Below are 19,676 nucleotides of genomic sequence, written 5' to 3' on the forward strand. Positions count from 1 at the left end.
ACTAACTTGTCCATAGCCTGTTCCACCTCGGAGCTGTTTTTGGTGTGCACCAAAACTTTGCTCCTGGAACAGGCTTCTCGTCAATTTCTTATCCAGAATTCGGGTTAATTAGCGGGAATCAGGCAAATAGACAGTAGAAAATAGATAGTAAAAAGCCCGGTTAGCAGAGCTAATCGGGCTTTTCAGAATTTGGCTCCTCCAGCTGGACTTGAACCAGCGACATACGGATTAACAGTCCGCCGTTCTACCGACTGAACTATGGAGGAATTGGGTTGTTCCTGAGAACGGGGCGAATAATACAAGGAATACACTGGGGTTGTAAAGTGAAAAAAATAAAAATAAGTTTAAGCGGTTAATGTGTGATCTTAAAAGTGTTTTTTTGTGATTTTCTGATGAAAATATAGCTCATTTGGCGGGTTTTTATTGGTTTTACGGCCAGTAATTACATGTGGTTTATTAAAGGAAAGTTATATGATTTTTGTAATTAATGCTTTCATGATTAACTTTCATGCTCATCAAGCAAATAAACACGGAAAATGGTGCTTCAAAAACAGGTGTTTGATCTTTATAAGGAAGGGAAATGTCTGATAACAGGGATGGTAGCAATGAGTGTAAAAGGCTGGAGTCAATATCCAATACATTGAATAAAAACACAGCATACCCAATGCAAAAACGGCCTCCCGTTTGGGAAGCCGTTGTAAACGGTTTAAACTAGATTGTTTAGTTTAAGCTCAACACCTCGCAGCGTTAACAGAGCGGAGTGTTTTGAATTTGGCTCCTCCAGCTGGACTCGAACCAGCGACATACGGATTAACAGTCCGCCGTTCTACCGACTGAACTATGGAGGAATTGCTTCGTTCCTGAGAACGGGCCGAATATTAACGATGAACTAGAATAGTGTCAACGCAAAAATTCTTTTTTCTTACCGTTTGCTCATCATGTGAGCGCGTTGTGTCATAAAAGCGCTATTTTGTTGAATTTATGCACTTTTGTTCGCCATGTTAAGAGGTTGAGCATAAGGTGATTGCTCTGAACAGGCGAGCATAAATACATCATAAAAACAAATGCTGTGCTTTTTCTTCATAATGCGTTTGATGTCATCTTTGATTTCATTAGGTACTCGAGGATGATTGAGTATTCTATTAATGGCATTTTTGGAGACTTGTTCGTTGACGAACCACTCTCCGTTATAACAGACACGTAAATCGAGTACGTCAATATCTTCAAAATGATAAACTGGCTTAATATCAAATAGCAGAACAGCGGCCATAGCAATAAAAGCCACAGTAAATGCAGAAATAGACCAAGCGCCAAAATAGGGCGCATACCACATGAGCGTAACAAGAAAAGCATAAGCGACAATCATCGCCAGACATAGATAGGGATGATGGTGAATAAAAATGCTGTTGAAGTGCACTTTACCGTCACGATGCTCTTTAAGATTGATCCGCTCAAGATCTTGAATCAATATCTGTTTGATGATGTTCATAATGCTAACCCACTTATTTGTAGAAAAGTGTTGTACAAAGCGCGATCGAATTGAAAGTTTTACCATTTTCAAGGTTAGCATGTCTGCAACACACATCTGTATAGCAATTGATTTAATTTATTTGGAAAATTGTTATTGTTGGCGAGCAATAATCAGTATTTCTGCTGAGAAAAAAGTTGAATTAATCAAATAAAATTATAAATACACCTTTTTATTATGTTATTCTGTTCTAATATTGAGCGTCTGTGGTTTTTTTAAATCGATAATACATAAAAAGGTTGCTATTCGTGTGCGGTCATGCGTTAATGCGCTTGGCCTGATTAACAGACCTACTTTATGTACGACATCTTGAGTTAATGAGTTATGTGTAAGTGCTATCTTCGGTAGCCTTTGTTGACCGTTTCCTTCTTAGTGCCTCCATAAGTAATAGCTGATACTGGCCAACACATGCCCGAGGTGGCGAGTTTTTTTTGATATATAGGAAAGTCAAATGTCTGACAAAATGAAAGGTCAAGTGAAGTGGTTCAACGAGTCTAAAGGCTTTGGTTTCATCACTCCAGCTGATGGTAGCAAAGACGTATTCGTACACTTCTCTGCCATTCAAGGTAACGGCTTCAAAACTCTGGCAGAAGGCCAGAATGTAGAATTCACCATTGAAAATGGTGCCAAAGGCCCAGCAGCAGCAAACGTCTCTGCTATCTAATTTTTGCCTTTATGCCTTATTTAAGCTCGCCAGGCCAGAACGCCGTGGCGGGCTTTTTGTTTTTCTGTTTTATAAATCTATTTCCGTAAATTCCTCAGCTATAATTTCAATCCTGATTTATTTATATGGTAAAAATAACGGAATGAAAATAATGCGTTATTTATCATCGGATAAAATCAGTTACAATTAAATGACAAAGTATTTATAGTACTGTTGCTTTTTAATGGGGCAGGAAACACATAGGTTTTTTGTAAATAGTTTTTGCAAAACAGTCTCTCGAACTGAGTCTTTACTTATTAATTAAGTCTGTTTATACTCACCCGCAAATTCTCTTGGAGAGCAATCAATTGGACAGTCAAAGTTTTAGGTTAAATAGAAAATAATCCGGTAAGCTGTTCATTTCTCTTCGATTTGCTGCTTACCAGTAATGGTGGGCGGTACTACTTTAACTTCATGAGCTGTACCCACCCGAATAAAGATCATTTGATACTGTGGATCTACTGAGTTGGATTCTTAACAAAGTATTAGCTGAAGATATATCAGGGTATACATGATGTGGTCATATATTCATTCCTTATTCCCTCCGGGAACATACAAATAATCAACCCGAATTTATTTCATGTACGATGAAGAATTATCTCTTCAGGCTTTCTATTGTGGGTTCGTTGAATAGCAGATGGTCTTAAGGTGAACCGAACCAGAACAGGCTGTAATGTACATGATTCTCTATACCCAATAGGTCTTAAGTGATTTATGGTCAATTTAAAAATTGAACAATTAATTACTTGAACACTTAAGGGGTTATTTATCCATTCGATGTTATGGAGAATACTATGTTGATAACATCTGTTGCCATTCATTTACTATCTGCGCTGTGCCTTGGCGCTCTGATTGGTGCTGAACGTCAATGGCGCCAACGTATGGCTGGGTTGAGAACTAATGCTTTGGTATCAACCGGCGCAGCGGTTTTTATTATTTGTTCAATGACGGCTTCTGCGGATAGCCCTGGGCGTATTGCTGCACAAATTGTATCTGGAATTGGTTTTCTTGGTGCTGGTGTCATTATGCGTCAAGGGATGAATATTCGTGGCTTAAATACAGCAGCAACATTATGGTGCTCGGCAGGGATCGGAGTGTTGTGTGGGCTGGGTCAATATTGGTCAGCCAGCATAGCAACAGCCATTATTCTTTGTGCGAACATTTTATTGAGGGAAGCAGCACAGCGAATTAATACTCAGCCTCCTCAGCAGGCCCTGGATTTAGAACAACGTTATAAAATCCATATTATTTGCGCTATAGATGATGAAATTTTGGTAAGGACTTTGATCTTGCAGGCTCTGAATGGGTTAGGTGTTAGATTACAGTCGTTGAGCAGTGCAGATGCTGTTCATCCCGGCCGACTTGAAGTTTGTGCGGAAGTATTAGCTACGCCAGCAGAGCAAAAAGAAATTGAGGCGATTGTTTGTCGGGTTAGCCTGGAAAAAAGCGTCACCTCAGTAAATTGGAAAATCGCTTCTGAGTTGCCAGCTTAGAATTATTTTTTATGTCTAATTTCATAGCATGATATGGATAAAACGCGAACAGGGGAGATGCTTCCCGTCTCCCTGACGTTTCCTATGGCGTATTTTGTTTCTCGTATAGATAACGCAGAAAAGCCTTATATGAAAATTCACCCCTTATAAAAGAACATGACAGTTATTGTACTAATTATTTATTGTCATTATTGAATGGAGATGAAATTGAACTAATTTAAGTTATTATTATCTTAGTTATAATAACTTCAAGTAAATTTCTTCAGCTTTGGATGGGATATCAAACCGAGCAGGTGATTCTGAGGAAGAGTCTGAAACAAAGTTACCTGCACATTTTTAATGGTTACAAATATAACTGATGGTATAGCGATGATGCTCACCGTAGCAGCAGAAAAGCAACCGTGGGGTATTATTTACCGATAAAACAAAAAGATTGATTCAAGACAAAATTATTCTCCAACATTTTTGAAATACCGTGGTAGGGGTATTTTATTCGGTTTGGCTAAACTACTTTTACCAAAGTGTTGGCAGAAACTTAATGGATCAAGCGATGATCAGGTATGGAAACGGGAGTTCAGGCATTAATCTTCTCAGCAGCTACAGAAAAATTGATGAGTTGCCGTTTGATTTTGCCAGTTTCAGGCTGTCAATTTACGTACAAAATTTGTATAAAAACCATCAGATAGTCTGCAAAGATACCGCTGAGAAAATGCTATCAGTTTGCTCCTATATAGGGATAAAGGAGAAAATTATTCCTCTCACTGAAGAAAGTCGTAACAATGTAATAGAACTGGTTAGTAGCCATAACGAGTAAGGTTTCAGGGTGTTAATCTTAGCGACACCGGAGTTAAGTGTTGATGAAGTGAAACATCAGCCTTCTGCTGCTGATAAAAGAGAGGCGGAACTACAAGGTTTATTAACATTTTTATATTCACCAAAAAAGAGCATTGCAATGGCTATTATGGTATTAAGAAAAAATGTCATTTAGGTTACGGTGATTACCGGAGATAATCCTGTCATTACGGCTAAAGTTTGTCACAATGTGGATTTAGATTCTGGGAATATTCTTATTGTCCCTGATATTGAACTAATGGGTGATGAAAACCTTTCAAAAGAAGTGGAATTAAGATCGATCTTTTGTCAGTTAACCCTAACAAAAATCATACATTTTAAAATCATTGTAAAATAATAATCATTTGATTGGTTTTCTTGGTGATGGAATAAATGATGCACTGGTATTGCGCTATGCTGGTGTTGGAATTTTAGTTGATACAGGGCGCGTATCACAAGAGTGCCAGCAGAATCATTCTGTTTAAGAGAAATCTGAAGGTATTAGAGGAGAGAGTAATAAAGGGAAGGAAAACGTTTGGTAATACTGCCGAGTATTTAAATATGTCGGCTAGTGAAAATTTTAGAAACGTATTTTCTGTATTGATTGTCAGTGCATTTATTCCATCTTTACCGATGTTAGCCATTCATTTTCTTGTACAAAACCTAATGTACGATATTTCACAACTGTCTTTACCGTAGAGCAAAATGGGTAAAGGGTTTCTGAAAAAAAATTATAAATCTGCTATAAAGGACATAGAGCGTTTTATGTTCCGGGCGCCCCTGCTTCTTCCATCTTTGACATCACGGGATACGCTGTGATGTGGTATGTGTTTGCAGCGAACAGTTAGAACTTCAAGCCTTATTTCAATCATGCGTCAATCATGAATAGTTGTGGGAAAGAGATTGTCACAACTATTGATTGTATACATTTTGTACTAATGTTGTACGCATGGAAAATTCATTTTGTGTAAAGTACAGTTGCTTTACCTGTTTTATTAATGACACTAATAATGGTATTGGGTATTTACATTCAGTTTTTTTCTGTTGATACCCTAATGGGGTTATCACTGCTGGCATAGAAATATTTTCTATGGCTAATTGGGATACTAATAAGCTACTGTATCATTGTTCAAAAGATTAAGTGATCTTACATTCATCGATTTGGTGGATGGTTGTGAATAATTCTCATTAATTACTATCTTATTCTGTATGGGTTAAGAAAAAAGCCATACTAAAAGTATGCCATTGAAACTATCATCATAACAAAATTTCTGTAGATATTTAGAATAGGTATTGATGTTATTCTTTAAATATGAACCGCTATCACAATAGAAATGAATTTAATGAAGTAATAGAGTTATATTTACCTGTTATTTTATTTATTTGAAACGCCAAATTAAATCATTCATTGTAATTTTTATTTAAAGTTAAGGAGGATAAATTTCTTTTTAATATTTGCTTTCATGTCTAGATTAATTTTCCCAATTAAAAATATCCATTCTTCTTTTAATTGGGTTTTATGTGATAATAAATCGTTGTCAAATTTGCATTTGGGAATGATTTTATATCTATATTTTTTGTTATTTAAGTAAATTAATTTTTAGTCAATAGGTTATTTTCCTATTGAATTTGGCTACCAGATTGGATGCCTCGGAAAGCCCTTCAAATCATTTGTTATCCTTATCATTTCTCGGCTGATTAAAAAATATATTAATTAATTTTATTTATGATTTATGCGCATAAGCTAGCCAATGAGAAGAAATAATCACCAAAGAAAATTTCGTTAAATTTATGTCATAGAAAGGCTGTGAGTGTGCTTTTTTAGATTAGATAAACTTATTAGTGATCATGGCTAAGAATGGCTTTAAGCGCTCTTGAGAGGCGTATATTTCGTTGAATTAGCAAAGCATTGCTGGTTGTGTTTACTGAGGGATTTGGATGCAGATGTTTTTTTATTTCAATATCATACTGTATTTTATCTTATTTTTGTGATCTGTGTGATATTTGACTTCAAGGTGGGTGAAGCATCCCTCTTTCTTCTGTGTGAAAATGATACGATCATAAACTAAAAATGATCAGACTGGTAGCTTTTTAATAACTAGTATTCACATATAATTAATAAATTTGGCATAACTATGATCTAAATCAAGTTATAGTGGAAGATGAGTACCTACCTGCATTATCAAGAGGCAAATTTTATTAAGATATTGGTAATTTTACTAAAGGAAAGATTTTTTATCGTTATTTTGGATTTATAAGTTTAATAGATCGTACAAAACAAAAAACAGTCCCTAATATTTTTATTTAGATAATTTAACTTATTAATTGTAGACTATTTCTCGTTTTTTGTTGCTTGAATAGTTAATGAGCTAGAATCATAATAAAAACTGTTAGTTTTGTGATCGAGATCACATAGTATTTAAAATGACATATATTCTCCGTTGTATAAGTTGATGATTCAGGAGTAAAGTTAATTAGCATTAAGAATATTCTTAATCAATTGTGGCAAGTGCATTACCCAGATGACGCAATAATACTTTCACAACCCATTACCGAAATATTTTAGAAATTGGGCGATCCCAAGAGTAATACAAAGGACAGTTACTGCTCTGGCTAAAGATGTATATTTCAGTTATGTCGGAGATTATTGAATCTCATGCTACTGGTAATTTTGTCGTGAGTGATTCTTTGATCACTTAATTTAATTTTTTCATGTAATCGGACGGGATATATAGAAATGAGTACGGTTGAATTGCTCAAACATATTTATGACATAAATTTATCGTATTTGCTTTTAGCGCAACGGCTAATTAACCATGAGAAAGCATCTGCGATGTTCCGTTTAGGTATTAGTGAATCGATGGCTGATACGTTGGCCGAGCTGACATTGCCTCAGTTAGTAAAATTAGCTGAAACAAACCAACTGATTTGCCATTTTCGGTTTGAAGACCACGAAACCGTACAGCAGTTAACGAAGGAATCGCGGGTGGACGATCTACAACAAATTCATACAGGTATCTTGCTGTCTACTCATCTTTTTCAGCAGTTATCCGCTCAGGATGACACTTCAATCAAGAAAAGAGCATAACGATGGTTGAAAAAAGTATTGTTCAGGAAGCGAAAGATATTCAGCTGGCGATGGAACTCATCACTTTAGGCGCGCGATTGCAGATGCTTGAAAGTGAAACGCAACTCAGCAGGGGCCGATTGATCAGGTTGTATAAAGAGTTGCGGGGAAGCCCTCCGCCTAAAGGGATGCTCCCCTTTTCGACGGATTGGTTTATGACTTGGGAACAGAATATTCATTCGTCAATGTTCTACAATGCTTACCGTTTTCTGTTGAAAAGTGGACATTGTGAAGGTGTGGAGGTTGTTGTAAAAGCCTATCGGTTGTACCTTGAGCAATGTCCTCCAGGGAGTGAAAATGGGCCTGTTTTGGCACTGACCAGAGCTTGGACACTGGTTCGTTTTGTTGACAGTGGTATGTTACAGCCAACAGGATGTCGCTGTTGTGGCGGAACTTTCATCACACATGCTCATCAACCGGTGAACAGCTTTGTTTGTAGTCTTTGCCAGCCACCTTCACGGGCAGTAAAAAAACGTAAACTTTCCCCTCAACCTGCCGATACTAATTCACAACTGCTGGATGGATTTGCTCAGCAAGCTATGTGAATTTAAATGAGAAAGTAAAATCCAGGTTACAGGTTTGAATGTGAAACTTGTAACCTGCTTCCAAACCTTTCTTCATTTATCAATTCGCCCTGTTCAAATCCCATCTGCTCACCAACTTAGCTAAAGGATATCGCGTGTTAGTACTTTTAGGATATATCGTGGTTTTTGGTGCGGTAATTGGTGGCTATCTGCTTGTCGGTGGTCGCATGGGCGCACTTTATCAGCCAGCGGAATTTTTGATTATTGCAGGTGCGGGAATTGGCGCTTTTATCGTGGGCAATAATGGCAAGGCGATAAAGGCAACACTGCGTGTCTTACCAAAAATATTACGCAGATCAAAATACAACAAGGCGATGTACATGGATCTTATGGCGCTGCAATTCCGCCTGTTATCCAAATCCCGCCAGCACGGGCTTCTTGCTTTGGAAAGGGATATTGAAAACCCACAACAAAGCGACATTTTTACACAGTATCCCCGTTTATTGAAAGATCAGCATTTGATGGATTTCATCACTGATTACATGCGCTTGATCATCAGTGGCAACATGAACTCTCATGAAATTGAAGCGTTGATGGATGAAGAGATCGAAACTTACGAACAAGAGAGTGAAGTTCCCGCCACCAGTTTGGCGATGGTCGGAGATTCATTGCCTGCATTCGGGATTGTTGCTGCTGTAATGGGTGTAGTTAATGCCTTAGGATCTGCGGATCGCCCGGCAGGAGAACTCGGCGCTTTGATCGCACATGCGATGGTAGGAACGTTCCTTGGGATCTTATTGGCTTATGGTTTTGTCTCTCCTTTGGCGACACTACTTCGTCAACGCAGCAGTGAACAAATCAAAATGATGCAATGCATCAAGGTAACACTGCTTTCCAGTTTGAATGGTTATGCACCACAAATTGCAGTTGAGTTCGGTCGCAAAACTTTATTCCTCACAGATCGTCCTTCATTCACAGAACTTGAAGAGCATGTTCGTCGGGTTAAAGCTCCTGTACAACAAGAAGTTGAAGAATAATTATGAGAGCGAATAATGTTTCTGTCATCAGAATAAAAAAACGCAAAAAACATGGCTCGGGCCATGGACATGCTGGCGGATCATGGAAGATTGCATATGCTGATTTCATGACTGCAATGATGGCATTCTTTCTGGTTATGTGGCTGATATCGATCGCCAGCCCGCAGGAGTTGACCAGCATTGCAGAATATTTCCGCACTCCCTTACAGGTAGCGATCAACAAGGGGCAACAAAGCAGTGATAGCACCAATCCAATCCCGGGGGGAGGGGATGATGTTTTCCAGCAGGATGGAGAAGTTTTCCGCCAAACCAAGTCGGTTGAAGCCAATGAGGAAACTCATCGCCTGAATCGGTTACGCCAGCAACTTGATCAATTGATTATCACCGATCCTCGTCTTAAAGAGCTGCGGCCTCATTTATTGATCGACATGATGGATGAGGGGTTGCGCATTCAAATTATCGATCAGGCAAACCGCCCAATGTTCATGATTGGCAGCGCAAAAGTTGAGACTTATATGAGTGACATCTTGCGGGCAATTGCGCCGATTTTGAATAATATTCCAAACAAAGTCAGCCTTTCTGGTCATACCGATAATTTACAGTATGCCAATGGTCAGCGAGGCTACAGTAACTGGGAACTTTCCTCTGATCGTGCCAATGCGTCAAGGCGAGAATTGCTGATTGGTGGTTTGGATGAAGCCAAAGTCCTGCGAGTGGTAGGCATGGCATCCACTGTGAGTATGCAGAAAGGCATCGATCCGAATGCGCCAGTTAACCGTCGTATCAGCATTATTGTATTGAATAAAGATGCAGAAAAAAGGATTGAGCAGGAAAACAGTGGCGGCAACGCCATGACAGCCAATAATAGTATGGATATACAAGAAGTCATCAGAATGGATTCGAATGAGGGAGCACCTGCTCAACAACCCACCGAACAATCCCATGTGATCATAAAACATGAAATCACAATATCGGATCAGCCAATGGCTGAACCGCTGAGTGATACTAAGATGACAGAGTAAGTAATGATGGATATTACCGCGTTTTATCAGACTTTCTTTGATGAAGCAGATGAATTATTGGCTGATATGGAACAGCATTTATTGCTGCTCAATGCCGACGAACCCGACCATGAACAGTTAAACGCAATATTTCGCAGCGCCCACTCGATTAAAGGGGGCGCTGCGACTTTTGGTTTTACCAAGCTGCAACAAACCACGCATGTTTTGGAGAATCTGCTCGACAGTGCCAGACGTGATGAAATACGTCTGACTATTGACATTATCAACCTGTTTTTAGAAGCGAAAGACATTATGCAGCAACAATTGGATGCCTATAAAAGTTCTCAGGAGCCGGATGAAGATACATTCAATTATATCTGCGAAACACTGCGTCAGCTTGCACTGGAATTACAGGAAGAGCGGCAGAAAGAGAACTTTTTTGCGGCAACATCTGCAACTCAGGCTGAAATTGTCACAGAAAACGTTGCTAATGAAACTGAAGAAAAACAGGCGATAGAGGCAGCTCCGGCAAAAGAAAACCAGTCAGAAGAGAAACATTCTCCGGCAGACCAATCTCATCATGGTCAGATTCGTGTTCATTTGTCCGGGCTGAAAGAACGTGAAGTCAGTTTAATGAAGGATGAACTGGGGCATCTTGGTGAGCTTTATGATGTTGAACAGACTTCAAACAGTATTGAAGCATCTTTAGTCACGTCTGCGACAGAAGATGATATTACGGCTGTTTTGTGCTTTGTAATTGAGCCTGAGCAAATCACTTTTTTACCGACGAATGAAGCTCATACAGAAAATACAGAGACTGAAACGAAGCAAGATGCCGGAGTGAAAACAACAGCAGAAGCGAATACGACAGAAAATACCGTAACAAAAAATACAGCGGCAGAGGCTGCCGTAGCTGCAAACGCGGTAACTGCGAATAATTCGCAACCCGTTAATACCCCGAAAAAAACAGATGTACGTGAAATTGGGCGTCCGGCACCACGTCCAGCGGCGGGCTCACCACGCCAACGTGCGGAATCTTCCAGTATTCGTGTTGCTGTTGAAAAAGTTGATCAACTCATCAACTTAGTGGGTGAATTAGTTATTACCCAATCTATGCTGGCACAGCACTGCAATGGCCTGGAGCCGACAAAACACAGCGAATTGTTGAGTTGTATGGCTCAATTGCAGCGAAACTCCCGTGATTTACAAGAATCTGTCATGTCAATCCGCATGATGCCGATGGAATACGTTTTCAGCCGTTACCCACGTTTAGTACGTGATCTGGCTGGAAAGCTTGATAAAAAAGTGGAACTGACACTGATCGGTAGCTCGACCGAATTGGATAAGAGTCTGATTGAGCGGATTATCGATCCTCTTACACACTTGGTACGCAACAGCCTTGACCACGGTATCGAAAGTCCGGAAAAACGCCTCGCAGCCGGAAAATCAGAAACGGGTAATTTGACATTGGCCGCTGAGCATCAGGGAGGAAACATCTGTATTGAAGTCATTGATGATGGCGCAGGCTTAAACCGTGAGAAGATTCTGGCAAAAGCGCAATCTCAGGGATTGAATGTCAGTGAAAACATGAGCAATGAAGAAGTGGCTATGCTGATTTTTGCTCCCGGATTCTCGACCGCAGAGGTTGTCACGGATGTTTCTGGTCGTGGTGTCGGTATGGATGTGGTGAAACGCAATATTCAGGATATGGGCGGACAGATTCAGATCAACTTCCAGGAAGGGAAGGGGACGGTCATTCGCATTTTACTGCCACTGACACTGGCAATACTGGATGGCATGTCTGTCAGAGTTAATGATGAAGTTTTCATTCTGCCATTGAGTGCGGTAGTCAGCTCATTGCAGCCACAAGATGAAGATATTTACCCGTTGGCGGGTGATGAAAAGTTGTTGCAGGTGCGTGGTGAATATTTGCCGCTGCTTGAACTGTATCGCATATTTGATATCCCGAATGGGGAAACTGACCCAACAAAAGGTATTGCTGTCATTGTGCAGAGTGCCGGGCGTCGTTATGCACTACTGGTGGATAAACTGGTGGGGCAGCATCAGGTTGTTGTTAAAAATATTGAGAGCAATTACCGCAAAGTGCCGGGAATTTCGGCGGCCACCATCATGGGGGATGGTAGTGTGGCACTCATCATTGATATTCCTGCTTTGCAGACACTCAACCATGAACAATTGGCTGAGCGCAAAGTAGAGTTGGTGAATAACAAATAAGACAGTCATCTCACAGTAAAAGGTAACATCATGTCAGCCATAGAAGAATTCAATAAATTATCGGGGGAAACAGCCGGAAAGGAATATCTGGTTTTTACCTTGGGTGACGAAGAGTATGGAATTGAAATACTGAAAGTGCAGGAAATTCGTGGTTATGACCACGTCACCCGCATTGCGAATACACCTACTTTTATAAAAGGGATCACCAACCTGCGCGGAGTGATTGTTCCTATTATTGATCTGAGGATCAAATTCTCACAGGAAGATGTCACTTATAACGATAACACCGTTGTTATTGTCCTGAATTTGCTTAACCGTGTCGTTGGCATTGTGGTTGATGGCGTGTCTGACGTACTGTCTTTGAAAGAAGATCAAATCTGTCCTGCCCCAGAGTTTGCGGTGACATTATCAACAGAGTATCTGACCGGGCTTGGCTCTCTTGATGAACGGATGTTGATTCTGGTTGATATCGAAAAACTTCTCAGCAGTGAAGAGATGGCATTGGTAGATTCAGTCTCTAAAGGCTGATGTCTTAGGGCTGTTGCAATAATTTTAAGGCTGTTGCAATAAAAAACAGCAGCCTATTTGTTCTGGATCAAAAAAATGCTGTAAAAAATCAAATTTTAGAATTACGCGTAAAGTTCCCTTTCAGCCTGCCGATAACACTGGCATAGCAATTTATTACAAAAGGGAAGTCATGTTTAACCGAATGAAAATAGTGACGGGGCTCATCTCAGTCATCATATTATTTGGTGCTCTGCAATTTATCTCCGGGGGATTGTTCTTCAAAGGGTTGAAGAACGATATAGAAGCCTTTGATTTAATAGATGAAATGCGACAGCAGCAAATTTATCTGGACGATAGCTGGGTTAACCTGCTGCAAGCCCGTAATAACCTGAATCGTGTTGGCACCATCTATATGATGAAAAATAGTGGTGTTGAAAGTAATTATAAAGTAGATGATGCTCTGGCAGAGGCTAAGGCTAATATCGCCCGCGCCGAGCGGAGCTTCGAACAATATGAACAGACTAAAAGACTCTCTTTCTATGATCCGGAGCGTCTTCAACGTTTGAAACAGACCCATCATGACTATCTCAATGCACTTAAAGATTTAGATAACATGCTGGCGAACCAAAAGTTTACAGAATTCTTTCTTCAAAAAACGACTGATTATCAGAACGCTTTTGCTGCGGAATTTAACTTTTACCTGTCCCAGAGCGAAAAACTTTATGTTCAGGTATCACATGAAGCTGATGCAGCTTACAGCAATGTCATTATTTCGCTGATATTTGTGCTGGTCCTGTTGATTGTAGTTATGGTCATAAGCTGGATCGGTTTACGTAAGGCACTGATCGATCCGCTGCATAAACTGCTGGATAATATCAAAGCGTTCTCGAAAGGTGATTTGACCCAGACGATCAGTGTGTCTGGTACTAATGAAATGGGGATGCTGGCAGTTGGCCTGAGACATATGCAGGAAGAACTGATCCAAACCGTCAGAAGCGTCCATCAAAGTACCGAAACCATTTATACCGGTACCAGCGAAATTGCCTCAGGTAACAACGATCTTTCCGCACGCACAGAACAACAGGTGGCGTCACTGGAAGAAACCGCCGCCAGCATGGAACAGTTGACTGCAACAGTAAAACAGAATGCTGACAACGCCCGTCAGGCCAGCAATCTGGCTGACAACGCTTCCGATATCGCTCGTCAGGGTGGCAAAGTAGTGGCGAATGTGGTGCAAACCATGCACGAAATTTCGGACAGTTCCCGTAAAATCTCTGACATCACTGGCGTGATTGATGCCATTGCCTTCCAGACCAATATTCTTGCCCTCAACGCTGCGGTGGAAGCTGCCCGTGCCGGTGAGCATGGACGTGGTTTTGCCGTCGTTGCCGGAGAAGTTCGCAATCTGGCACAGCGCAGCGCGGAAGCAGCCAAAGAGATCAAAGCACTGATTGAAGATTCGGTAAGCCGTACTGACACTGGTTCCGTGTTGGTGGAAAGTGCTGGCGAAACCATGAACAAAATTGTCGATTCTGTTACCCGCGTAACTGACATCATGGGGGAAATTGCATCGGCTTCTGATGAGCAAAGCAGGGGAATCACGCAAGTTGGTGTCGCTATTTCCGAAATGGATAGAGTCACACAGCAGAACGCGTCATTGGTTGAACAGTCTGCTGCCGCCGCTGCGGCATTGGAAGAGCAGGCTATGATATTGACCAAAGCTGTTGCGTTGTTCCAGTTACCGGAGCAGGCAGAAAGGATGCAGCCTGAAAAAAGAAAACATGACGTTTCATTGACGAGTAAATCGTCAACTCCTCCAGCTAATAAGACGAATTCTCCCGTACTGAAGAAAAGCAGTAATGTGGAAGACCCATCTAATTGGGAAACATTCTAAAAAAATAATAGCGATAATCACGGCTGCATTATGCAGCCGTTAGACGAGGTGATTACATGTTAGGCAGGTTTCGCATATCAACCAGTTTGTATCTGTTATTGATGATGTTTTGTGTTATGCAAATTATTTCGAGCGGTTTGTCTCTGGGAATAATTCATACAGACCAGTCATATATCGAAAGAATTGATCTGGGAACTCAACGGAGAGATACCCTTGGCCTGAGTTGGGCGGCATTATTGCAAACACGTAACACTCTGAACAAAATCGCAATTGCCCAAAAAGTGGGGCAGTCACAAACGCAGATAGACGCAATGGATGCGTTGCTTAAAAGCTCATTAAATGAAGCAGACAGAAGTTTTGCCAAATTCAGTGCGTTACCCCGGATGGAACAAACGGATGGTGGTGCAGAATTATTAATTACGGTTGAACATTCTTACCAAGAATATATCAACGCCTTGAAAGAGCTCAAAACTTACCTCTATGAAGGAAACCTTCAGGCTTTCCTTGATCAACCTACAGAAGACTATCAGCGTAAGATGGAAATTGCATATAACAACTATATGCAGTACCTCGGGGCTAACATTAGCTCAGCGGTTTCTGATGGTGCATTTTACTACAAAGTTTCCATTGCCATGTTCTTTGGCTCTATTCTAATGGTGCTTGTTGTTTCCATTTCCGCTCATTGGTGGCTACGACGTAACCTGCTAAGACCATTCTCAAACATGAGAGCCTGTTTTCAGGATGTGGCAGAAGGTCGTCTGGATAAGGAAGTTGCCGTTACGACCAATGATGAAATTGGTGATATTTTCAGAAAACTGCGCGACATGCAGAAATCATTAATCAAATCCATTGCTTCTGTGCGTGAAAATACCAACCAAATGTATTCGGGTATTCAGGAAATCACACAGGGCAATACAGACTTGTCATCACGTACAGAAGAACAGGCGGCATCATTAGAAGAGACGGCTGCCAGCATGGAAGAACTGACCGTAACCGTCAAGCAGAATGCTGAAAATGCGCGTCAGGCGAGTGAACTGGCAGTCTCTGCCTCCGAGACTGCTTCAAAAGGTGGTGAATTGACCACGAGTGTCGTGGCAACCATGGATGAAATTGCCAACAGTTCGAAGAAAATCAGTGCCATTATCAGTGTCATTGATGGTATTGCCTTCCAGACCAATATTCTGGCATTAAATGCAGCCGTTGAGGCGGCGCGTGCAGGTGAGCAAGGACGTGGATTCTCCGTGGTAGCGGGAGAAGTACGTGATTTGGCACAACGAAGTGCTGAGGCCGCAAAAGAGATCAAAACCTTAATCGATGAATCTGTCCACCGTGTTAACCAAGGCTCAGAGCTGGTGAATAACGCGGGCCATACCATGGATGAACTAGTCAAAGCGGTTAACCGCGTGACTGAGCTGATGGCTGAAATCGCCGCTGCTTCTGATGAGCAAAGCCGTGGCATTCATCAAGTTGCCCAAGCGGTTAGTCAGATGGATCAAGTCACACAGCAAAATGCGGCCTTAGTGGAACAATCTGCGGCAGCGGCGGCAGCACTTGAAGATAAGGCAGACATATTGGTGAAAACGGTTGCTCAATTTGAACTGCCCAGAGGCTTGGAAGATGAATATGATCATCAGGCCTCTTCTGCATCAAACATGACCGATGAGTATGTTGTAGGTCAAGTACGCTGAGGTCAGATGAAATCCAACTTAATAGCTTCAGTCACTGATGCTACTGCACCGCTGAACTTTATGCTTCAGCGGCATGCTTTGTCAGATGCGCAATTTGAGCGCATCTGCCAGTTTATCTATCAACAGGCTGGCATTGTACTGGCAAAAAATAAACGTGAGATGGTTTACAACCGCTTAGTCAGGCGGCTTCGTGTATTGGGACTCGATAACTTTGGTGAATACCTGTCGATTCTGGAACAAGATAGCCACAGCAGCGAATGGGAACTATTTATCAATGCGTTGACCACTAATCTCACGGCATTTTTCAGGGAAGTCCATCATTTTCCCATTCTGGCAACACATGCCAGCAGGAAAAATGGAGGAACATACCGCGTTTGGAGCGCTGCCGCTTCAACGGGGGAGGAGCCATATTCTATTGCAATGACCTTGTGTGATGCACTGGGGCATCGGTCAAATCGGATAAAAATCATTGGCAGCGATATTGATACCAGTGTGCTGGAAAAAGCACGGCAAGGTGTTTATCGACTGGAAGAATTACAATATCTGAGCGAGAGCCAAAAGAAAAAATACTTTTTCAAAGGTGTTGGTCTCTTTGAAGGATATGCTCGGGTTCGCCCTTTACTGGCTGAAATGGTGAGTTTTCAGCACCTGAATCTCTTGGATTCAGAGTGGGCACTCGAAGGTAAATTTGATGCGATATTCTGTCGCAATGTCATGATTTATTTTGATAAAAAAACGCAGGAACGTATCTTGCGCCGTTTTGTCAATTTCTTAAAACCGGATGGTTTGCTCTTCGCAGGGCATTCCGAAAATGTCACTCAAATCAGCCGAGAGTTCTACTTGCAAGGACAGACCGTTTACGGTGTAGGTCGGGCAAGGAGGGGTCATGAATAAAATAACTGTTCTTTGTGTGGATGATTCGGCGCTGATGCGTCAAATTATGCGGGAAATCATCAATAGTCACCCAGATATGGAAGTGGTGGATTGTGCGCCGGATCCATTTGTTGCCCGTGATTTAATAAAAAAACACAACCCGCAGGTATTAACATTGGATGTTGAGATGCCGCGTATGGATGGCATTGATTTTCTGGAAAAACTAATGCGATTACGTCCTATGCCTGTCGTGATGGTGTCTTCTCTGACCGCAAAAGGTTCGGAAATTACATTGAAGGCACTGGAACTGGGGGCGGTGGACTTTGTGACCAAGCCCCAGTTGGGCATTCGCGAGGGCATGTTGGCCTATAGTGAGATGATTGCCGAGAAAATCCGTGCCGCGGCACAGGCAAAAGTCAGCACCATGACACCTGAACCTGTGAATACAACGCCATTGAATTTCAAGCCGCTATTATCCAGTGAAAAACTGATCGCCGTCGGGGCTTCGACAGGAGGAACCGAGGCCATCAAAAACCTGTTGCAATTCCTGCCTGTTACCAGCCCGGCGTTGCTGATTACACAACATATGCCCCCAGGCTTCACACGATCATTTGCGGAAAGGCTCAATAAACTGAGTCAGATCATGGTTAAAGAAGCCGAGGATGGTGAGCGTGTTCTGCCGGGACATGCTTACATTGCCCCGGGGGACTGCCATATGGAGCTTTGCCGCAGTGGTGCCAATTACCAAATCATGATAACCAATGCTCCGCCGGTTAATCGCCATCGTCCTTCCGTTGATGTTTTGTTTCGTTCCGTCGCCAAATATGCGGGACGCAATGCCGTGGGGGTTATCTTAACTGGCATGGGCAGTGACGGTGCCGCGGGCTTATTGGAAATGAAACAGGCCGGCGCCTATACACTTGCCCAGAGTGAGGCGAGCTGTGTGGTATTTGGTATGCCACGTGCCGCAATCCAACTGGGAGCGGTGGATGATGTCATGGACATGCAAAAAATCAGCAAAGCTATGCTGGCAAAAATCAGCGCAGGGCAGTCGATTCGTATTTAGTAGTTGTTATTTGATATTAATTTTTGCAGCACAGTTTTTGCAGAATGGTGCTGTCGGATAAGTGAAATTCCAAGGAGTTTTTATGGCAAGTAAGGATTTGAGATTTCTGGTGGTTGATGACTTTTCAACTATGCGCCGAATTGTGCGTAATCTACTGAAAGAGTTGGGCTTCAATAATGTCGATGAAGCGCAGGATGGGGCAGAGGCGTTGACCAAACTTCGTACTACTGAATTTGATTTCGTTATTTCTGACTGGAACATGCCAAACATTGATGGTCTTGAATTGCTGAAAACGATTCGCAGTGAAGAAAAACTGGCTGCCTTACCTGTTTTGATGGTGACGGCAGAGGCGAAAAAAGAAAACATTATTGCAGCAGCGCAGGCCGGAGCCAGCGGTTATGTCGTGAAACCGTTTACTGCGGCTATTTTGGAAGAGAAACTCAATAAAATATTTGAAAAATTGGGGCTCTAAGGAGACAAAATGAGTGAAAATCCAGTCATGCCGAGAGATGAAGCGATCTCTACCAGCGAAATAATCAGTCGTATCGGGCAGTTAACGAGAATGCTGCGCGATAGTCTACGTGAACTGGGATTGGATCAAACTATTGCTCAGGCGGCTGAGGCGATCCCAGACGCGAGGGAGCGATTAAATTACGTTGTCCAAATGACGGCACAAGCGGCTGAAAGGGTGCTGAACTGTGTTGAAGTAGCGCAGCCCCGTCAGAACGAATTGGAGGCGTCGGCAAAAGATTTGTCCCAACGTTGGGATGAGTGGTTTGCAAACCCGAACAATTTGGAGCTGATGGATGCCCGCTCATTAGTCACAGACACGAGAAATTACCTGAATCTCGTGCCTGATTATGCCTCGTTTACCAATGCCCAATTGCTCGAGATCATGATGGCACAAGACTTTCAGGATCTTACTGGGCAGGTAATCAAGCGGATGATGGAAGTTATTCAGGAACTGGAAAAACAGTTGGTCATGGTATTAATGGAAAATATGCCCTCTGACCAGATGGCTAAAGCGAAAAAAGAGAACGATAGTCTTCTTAACGGCCCTCAAGTTAACCAAAGTGGTACTGGTGTTATTGCCAATCAGGCACAGGTTGATGATTTATTGGATAGTTTAGGTTTTTGATAACGAGTGATAGTGACTTAACGGACAGAAT

At 41.8% G+C, this 19,676-nt stretch carries 17 protein-coding genes and 2 tRNA genes; 16 read left to right on the top strand and 3 right to left on the bottom strand.

Going from position 1 to position 19,676, the window contains the following annotated elements:
* Positions 1-190 precede the first annotated feature (190 nt).
* The 3 genes from AAC854_RS07740 to AAC854_RS07750 form a co-directional block, all read right to left on the bottom strand.
* A tRNA-Asn gene (locus tag AAC854_RS07740) sits at positions 191-266 on the bottom strand.
* 506 nt (positions 267-772) lie between these two features.
* Positions 773-848 (bottom strand) — tRNA-Asn (locus AAC854_RS07745).
* Between the two features lie 131 nt (positions 849-979).
* A complete protein-coding gene (locus AAC854_RS07750; RefSeq protein WP_340616587.1) occupies positions 980-1,489 on the bottom strand; it encodes a YlaC family protein in 510 nt (169 codons plus the stop codon).
* A 490-nt stretch (positions 1,490-1,979) separates the two neighbouring features.
* Here AAC854_RS07750 and cspE point away from each other — a divergent pair, with 490 nt between their 5' ends.
* The 16 genes from cspE to cheZ all read left to right on the top strand — a co-directional run bounded on the left by cspE (position 1,980) and on the right by cheZ (position 19,645).
* Complete coding sequence (gene cspE / locus AAC854_RS07755) at positions 1,980-2,192, top strand: transcription antiterminator/RNA stability regulator CspE (protein ID WP_047965154.1); 213 nt, start codon at positions 1,980-1,982, stop codon at positions 2,190-2,192.
* A gap of 833 nt (positions 2,193-3,025) precedes the next feature.
* The gene (locus AAC854_RS07760; protein WP_340616588.1) at positions 3,026-3,724 is read left to right on the top strand and encodes an MgtC family protein; all 699 of its coding nucleotides are present in this window, start codon (positions 3,026-3,028) and stop codon (positions 3,722-3,724) included.
* Between the two features lie 550 nt (positions 3,725-4,274).
* Positions 4,275-4,538 carry a hypothetical protein gene (locus AAC854_RS24725; RefSeq protein WP_479715125.1) on the top strand — a complete coding sequence of 88 codons (264 nt, stop codon included), beginning with the start codon at positions 4,275-4,277 and terminating at the stop codon, positions 4,536-4,538.
* A 9-nt stretch (positions 4,539-4,547) separates the two neighbouring features.
* Positions 4,548-4,712, top strand: a complete 165-nt coding sequence (locus tag AAC854_RS07765; protein WP_340616589.1) for a hypothetical protein — start codon at positions 4,548-4,550, stop codon at positions 4,710-4,712.
* A 2,580-nt stretch (positions 4,713-7,292) separates the two neighbouring features.
* Entirely contained in the window at positions 7,293-7,643 is a 351-nt protein-coding gene (gene flhD, locus AAC854_RS07770; RefSeq protein ID WP_010847229.1) for a flagellar transcriptional regulator FlhD, read from the top strand.
* A 2-nt stretch (positions 7,644-7,645) separates the two neighbouring features.
* The gene (gene flhC / locus AAC854_RS07775) at positions 7,646-8,227 is read left to right on the top strand and encodes a flagellar transcriptional regulator FlhC (RefSeq protein WP_340616590.1); all 582 of its coding nucleotides are present in this window, start codon (positions 7,646-7,648) and stop codon (positions 8,225-8,227) included.
* 134 nt (positions 8,228-8,361) lie between these two features.
* A complete protein-coding gene (motA, locus tag AAC854_RS07780) occupies positions 8,362-9,243 on the top strand; it encodes a flagellar motor stator protein MotA (protein WP_340616591.1) in 882 nt (293 codons plus the stop codon).
* Positions 9,244-9,245: 2 nt separating this feature from the next.
* Positions 9,246-10,265: a flagellar motor protein MotB gene (gene motB / locus AAC854_RS07785; protein WP_340616592.1), complete on the top strand. Its 1,020-nt coding sequence runs from the start codon at positions 9,246-9,248 to the stop codon at positions 10,263-10,265.
* A 6-nt stretch (positions 10,266-10,271) separates the two neighbouring features.
* Complete coding sequence (gene cheA, locus AAC854_RS07790; RefSeq protein ID WP_340616619.1) at positions 10,272-12,479, top strand: chemotaxis protein CheA; 2,208 nt, start codon at positions 10,272-10,274, stop codon at positions 12,477-12,479.
* 30 nt (positions 12,480-12,509) lie between these two features.
* Positions 12,510-13,007, top strand: a complete 498-nt coding sequence (cheW, locus tag AAC854_RS07795) for a chemotaxis protein CheW (protein WP_340616593.1) — start codon at positions 12,510-12,512, stop codon at positions 13,005-13,007.
* Positions 13,008-13,176: 169 nt separating this feature from the next.
* Positions 13,177-14,880 carry a methyl-accepting chemotaxis protein gene (locus AAC854_RS07800; protein ID WP_340616594.1) on the top strand — a complete coding sequence of 568 codons (1,704 nt, stop codon included), beginning with the start codon at positions 13,177-13,179 and terminating at the stop codon, positions 14,878-14,880.
* Between the two features lie 56 nt (positions 14,881-14,936).
* The gene (locus tag AAC854_RS07805; protein ID WP_340616595.1) at positions 14,937-16,568 is read left to right on the top strand and encodes a methyl-accepting chemotaxis protein; all 1,632 of its coding nucleotides are present in this window, start codon (positions 14,937-14,939) and stop codon (positions 16,566-16,568) included.
* A 6-nt stretch (positions 16,569-16,574) separates the two neighbouring features.
* Positions 16,575-17,462 carry a protein-glutamate O-methyltransferase CheR gene (gene cheR / locus AAC854_RS07810; protein WP_340616596.1) on the top strand — a complete coding sequence of 296 codons (888 nt, stop codon included), beginning with the start codon at positions 16,575-16,577 and terminating at the stop codon, positions 17,460-17,462.
* A complete protein-coding gene (locus tag AAC854_RS07815) occupies positions 17,455-18,507 on the top strand; it encodes a protein-glutamate methylesterase/protein-glutamine glutaminase (RefSeq protein WP_340616597.1) in 1,053 nt (350 codons plus the stop codon). The genes cheR and AAC854_RS07815 overlap by 8 nt, the downstream gene beginning before the upstream one ends.
* Positions 18,508-18,589: 82 nt before the next feature.
* Positions 18,590-18,979, top strand: coding sequence for a chemotaxis response regulator CheY (cheY, locus tag AAC854_RS07820; RefSeq protein ID WP_047965001.1), 390 nt, complete (start codon positions 18,590-18,592; stop codon positions 18,977-18,979).
* A gap of 9 nt (positions 18,980-18,988) precedes the next feature.
* Entirely contained in the window at positions 18,989-19,645 is a 657-nt protein-coding gene (gene cheZ / locus AAC854_RS07825; protein WP_047965002.1) for a protein phosphatase CheZ, read from the top strand.
* Positions 19,646-19,676: the final 31 nt, after the last annotated feature.

This window comes from Xenorhabdus entomophaga, from assembly GCF_037996725.1.
GTDB classification, from domain to species: domain Bacteria; phylum Pseudomonadota; class Gammaproteobacteria; order Enterobacterales; family Enterobacteriaceae; genus Xenorhabdus; species Xenorhabdus khoisanae.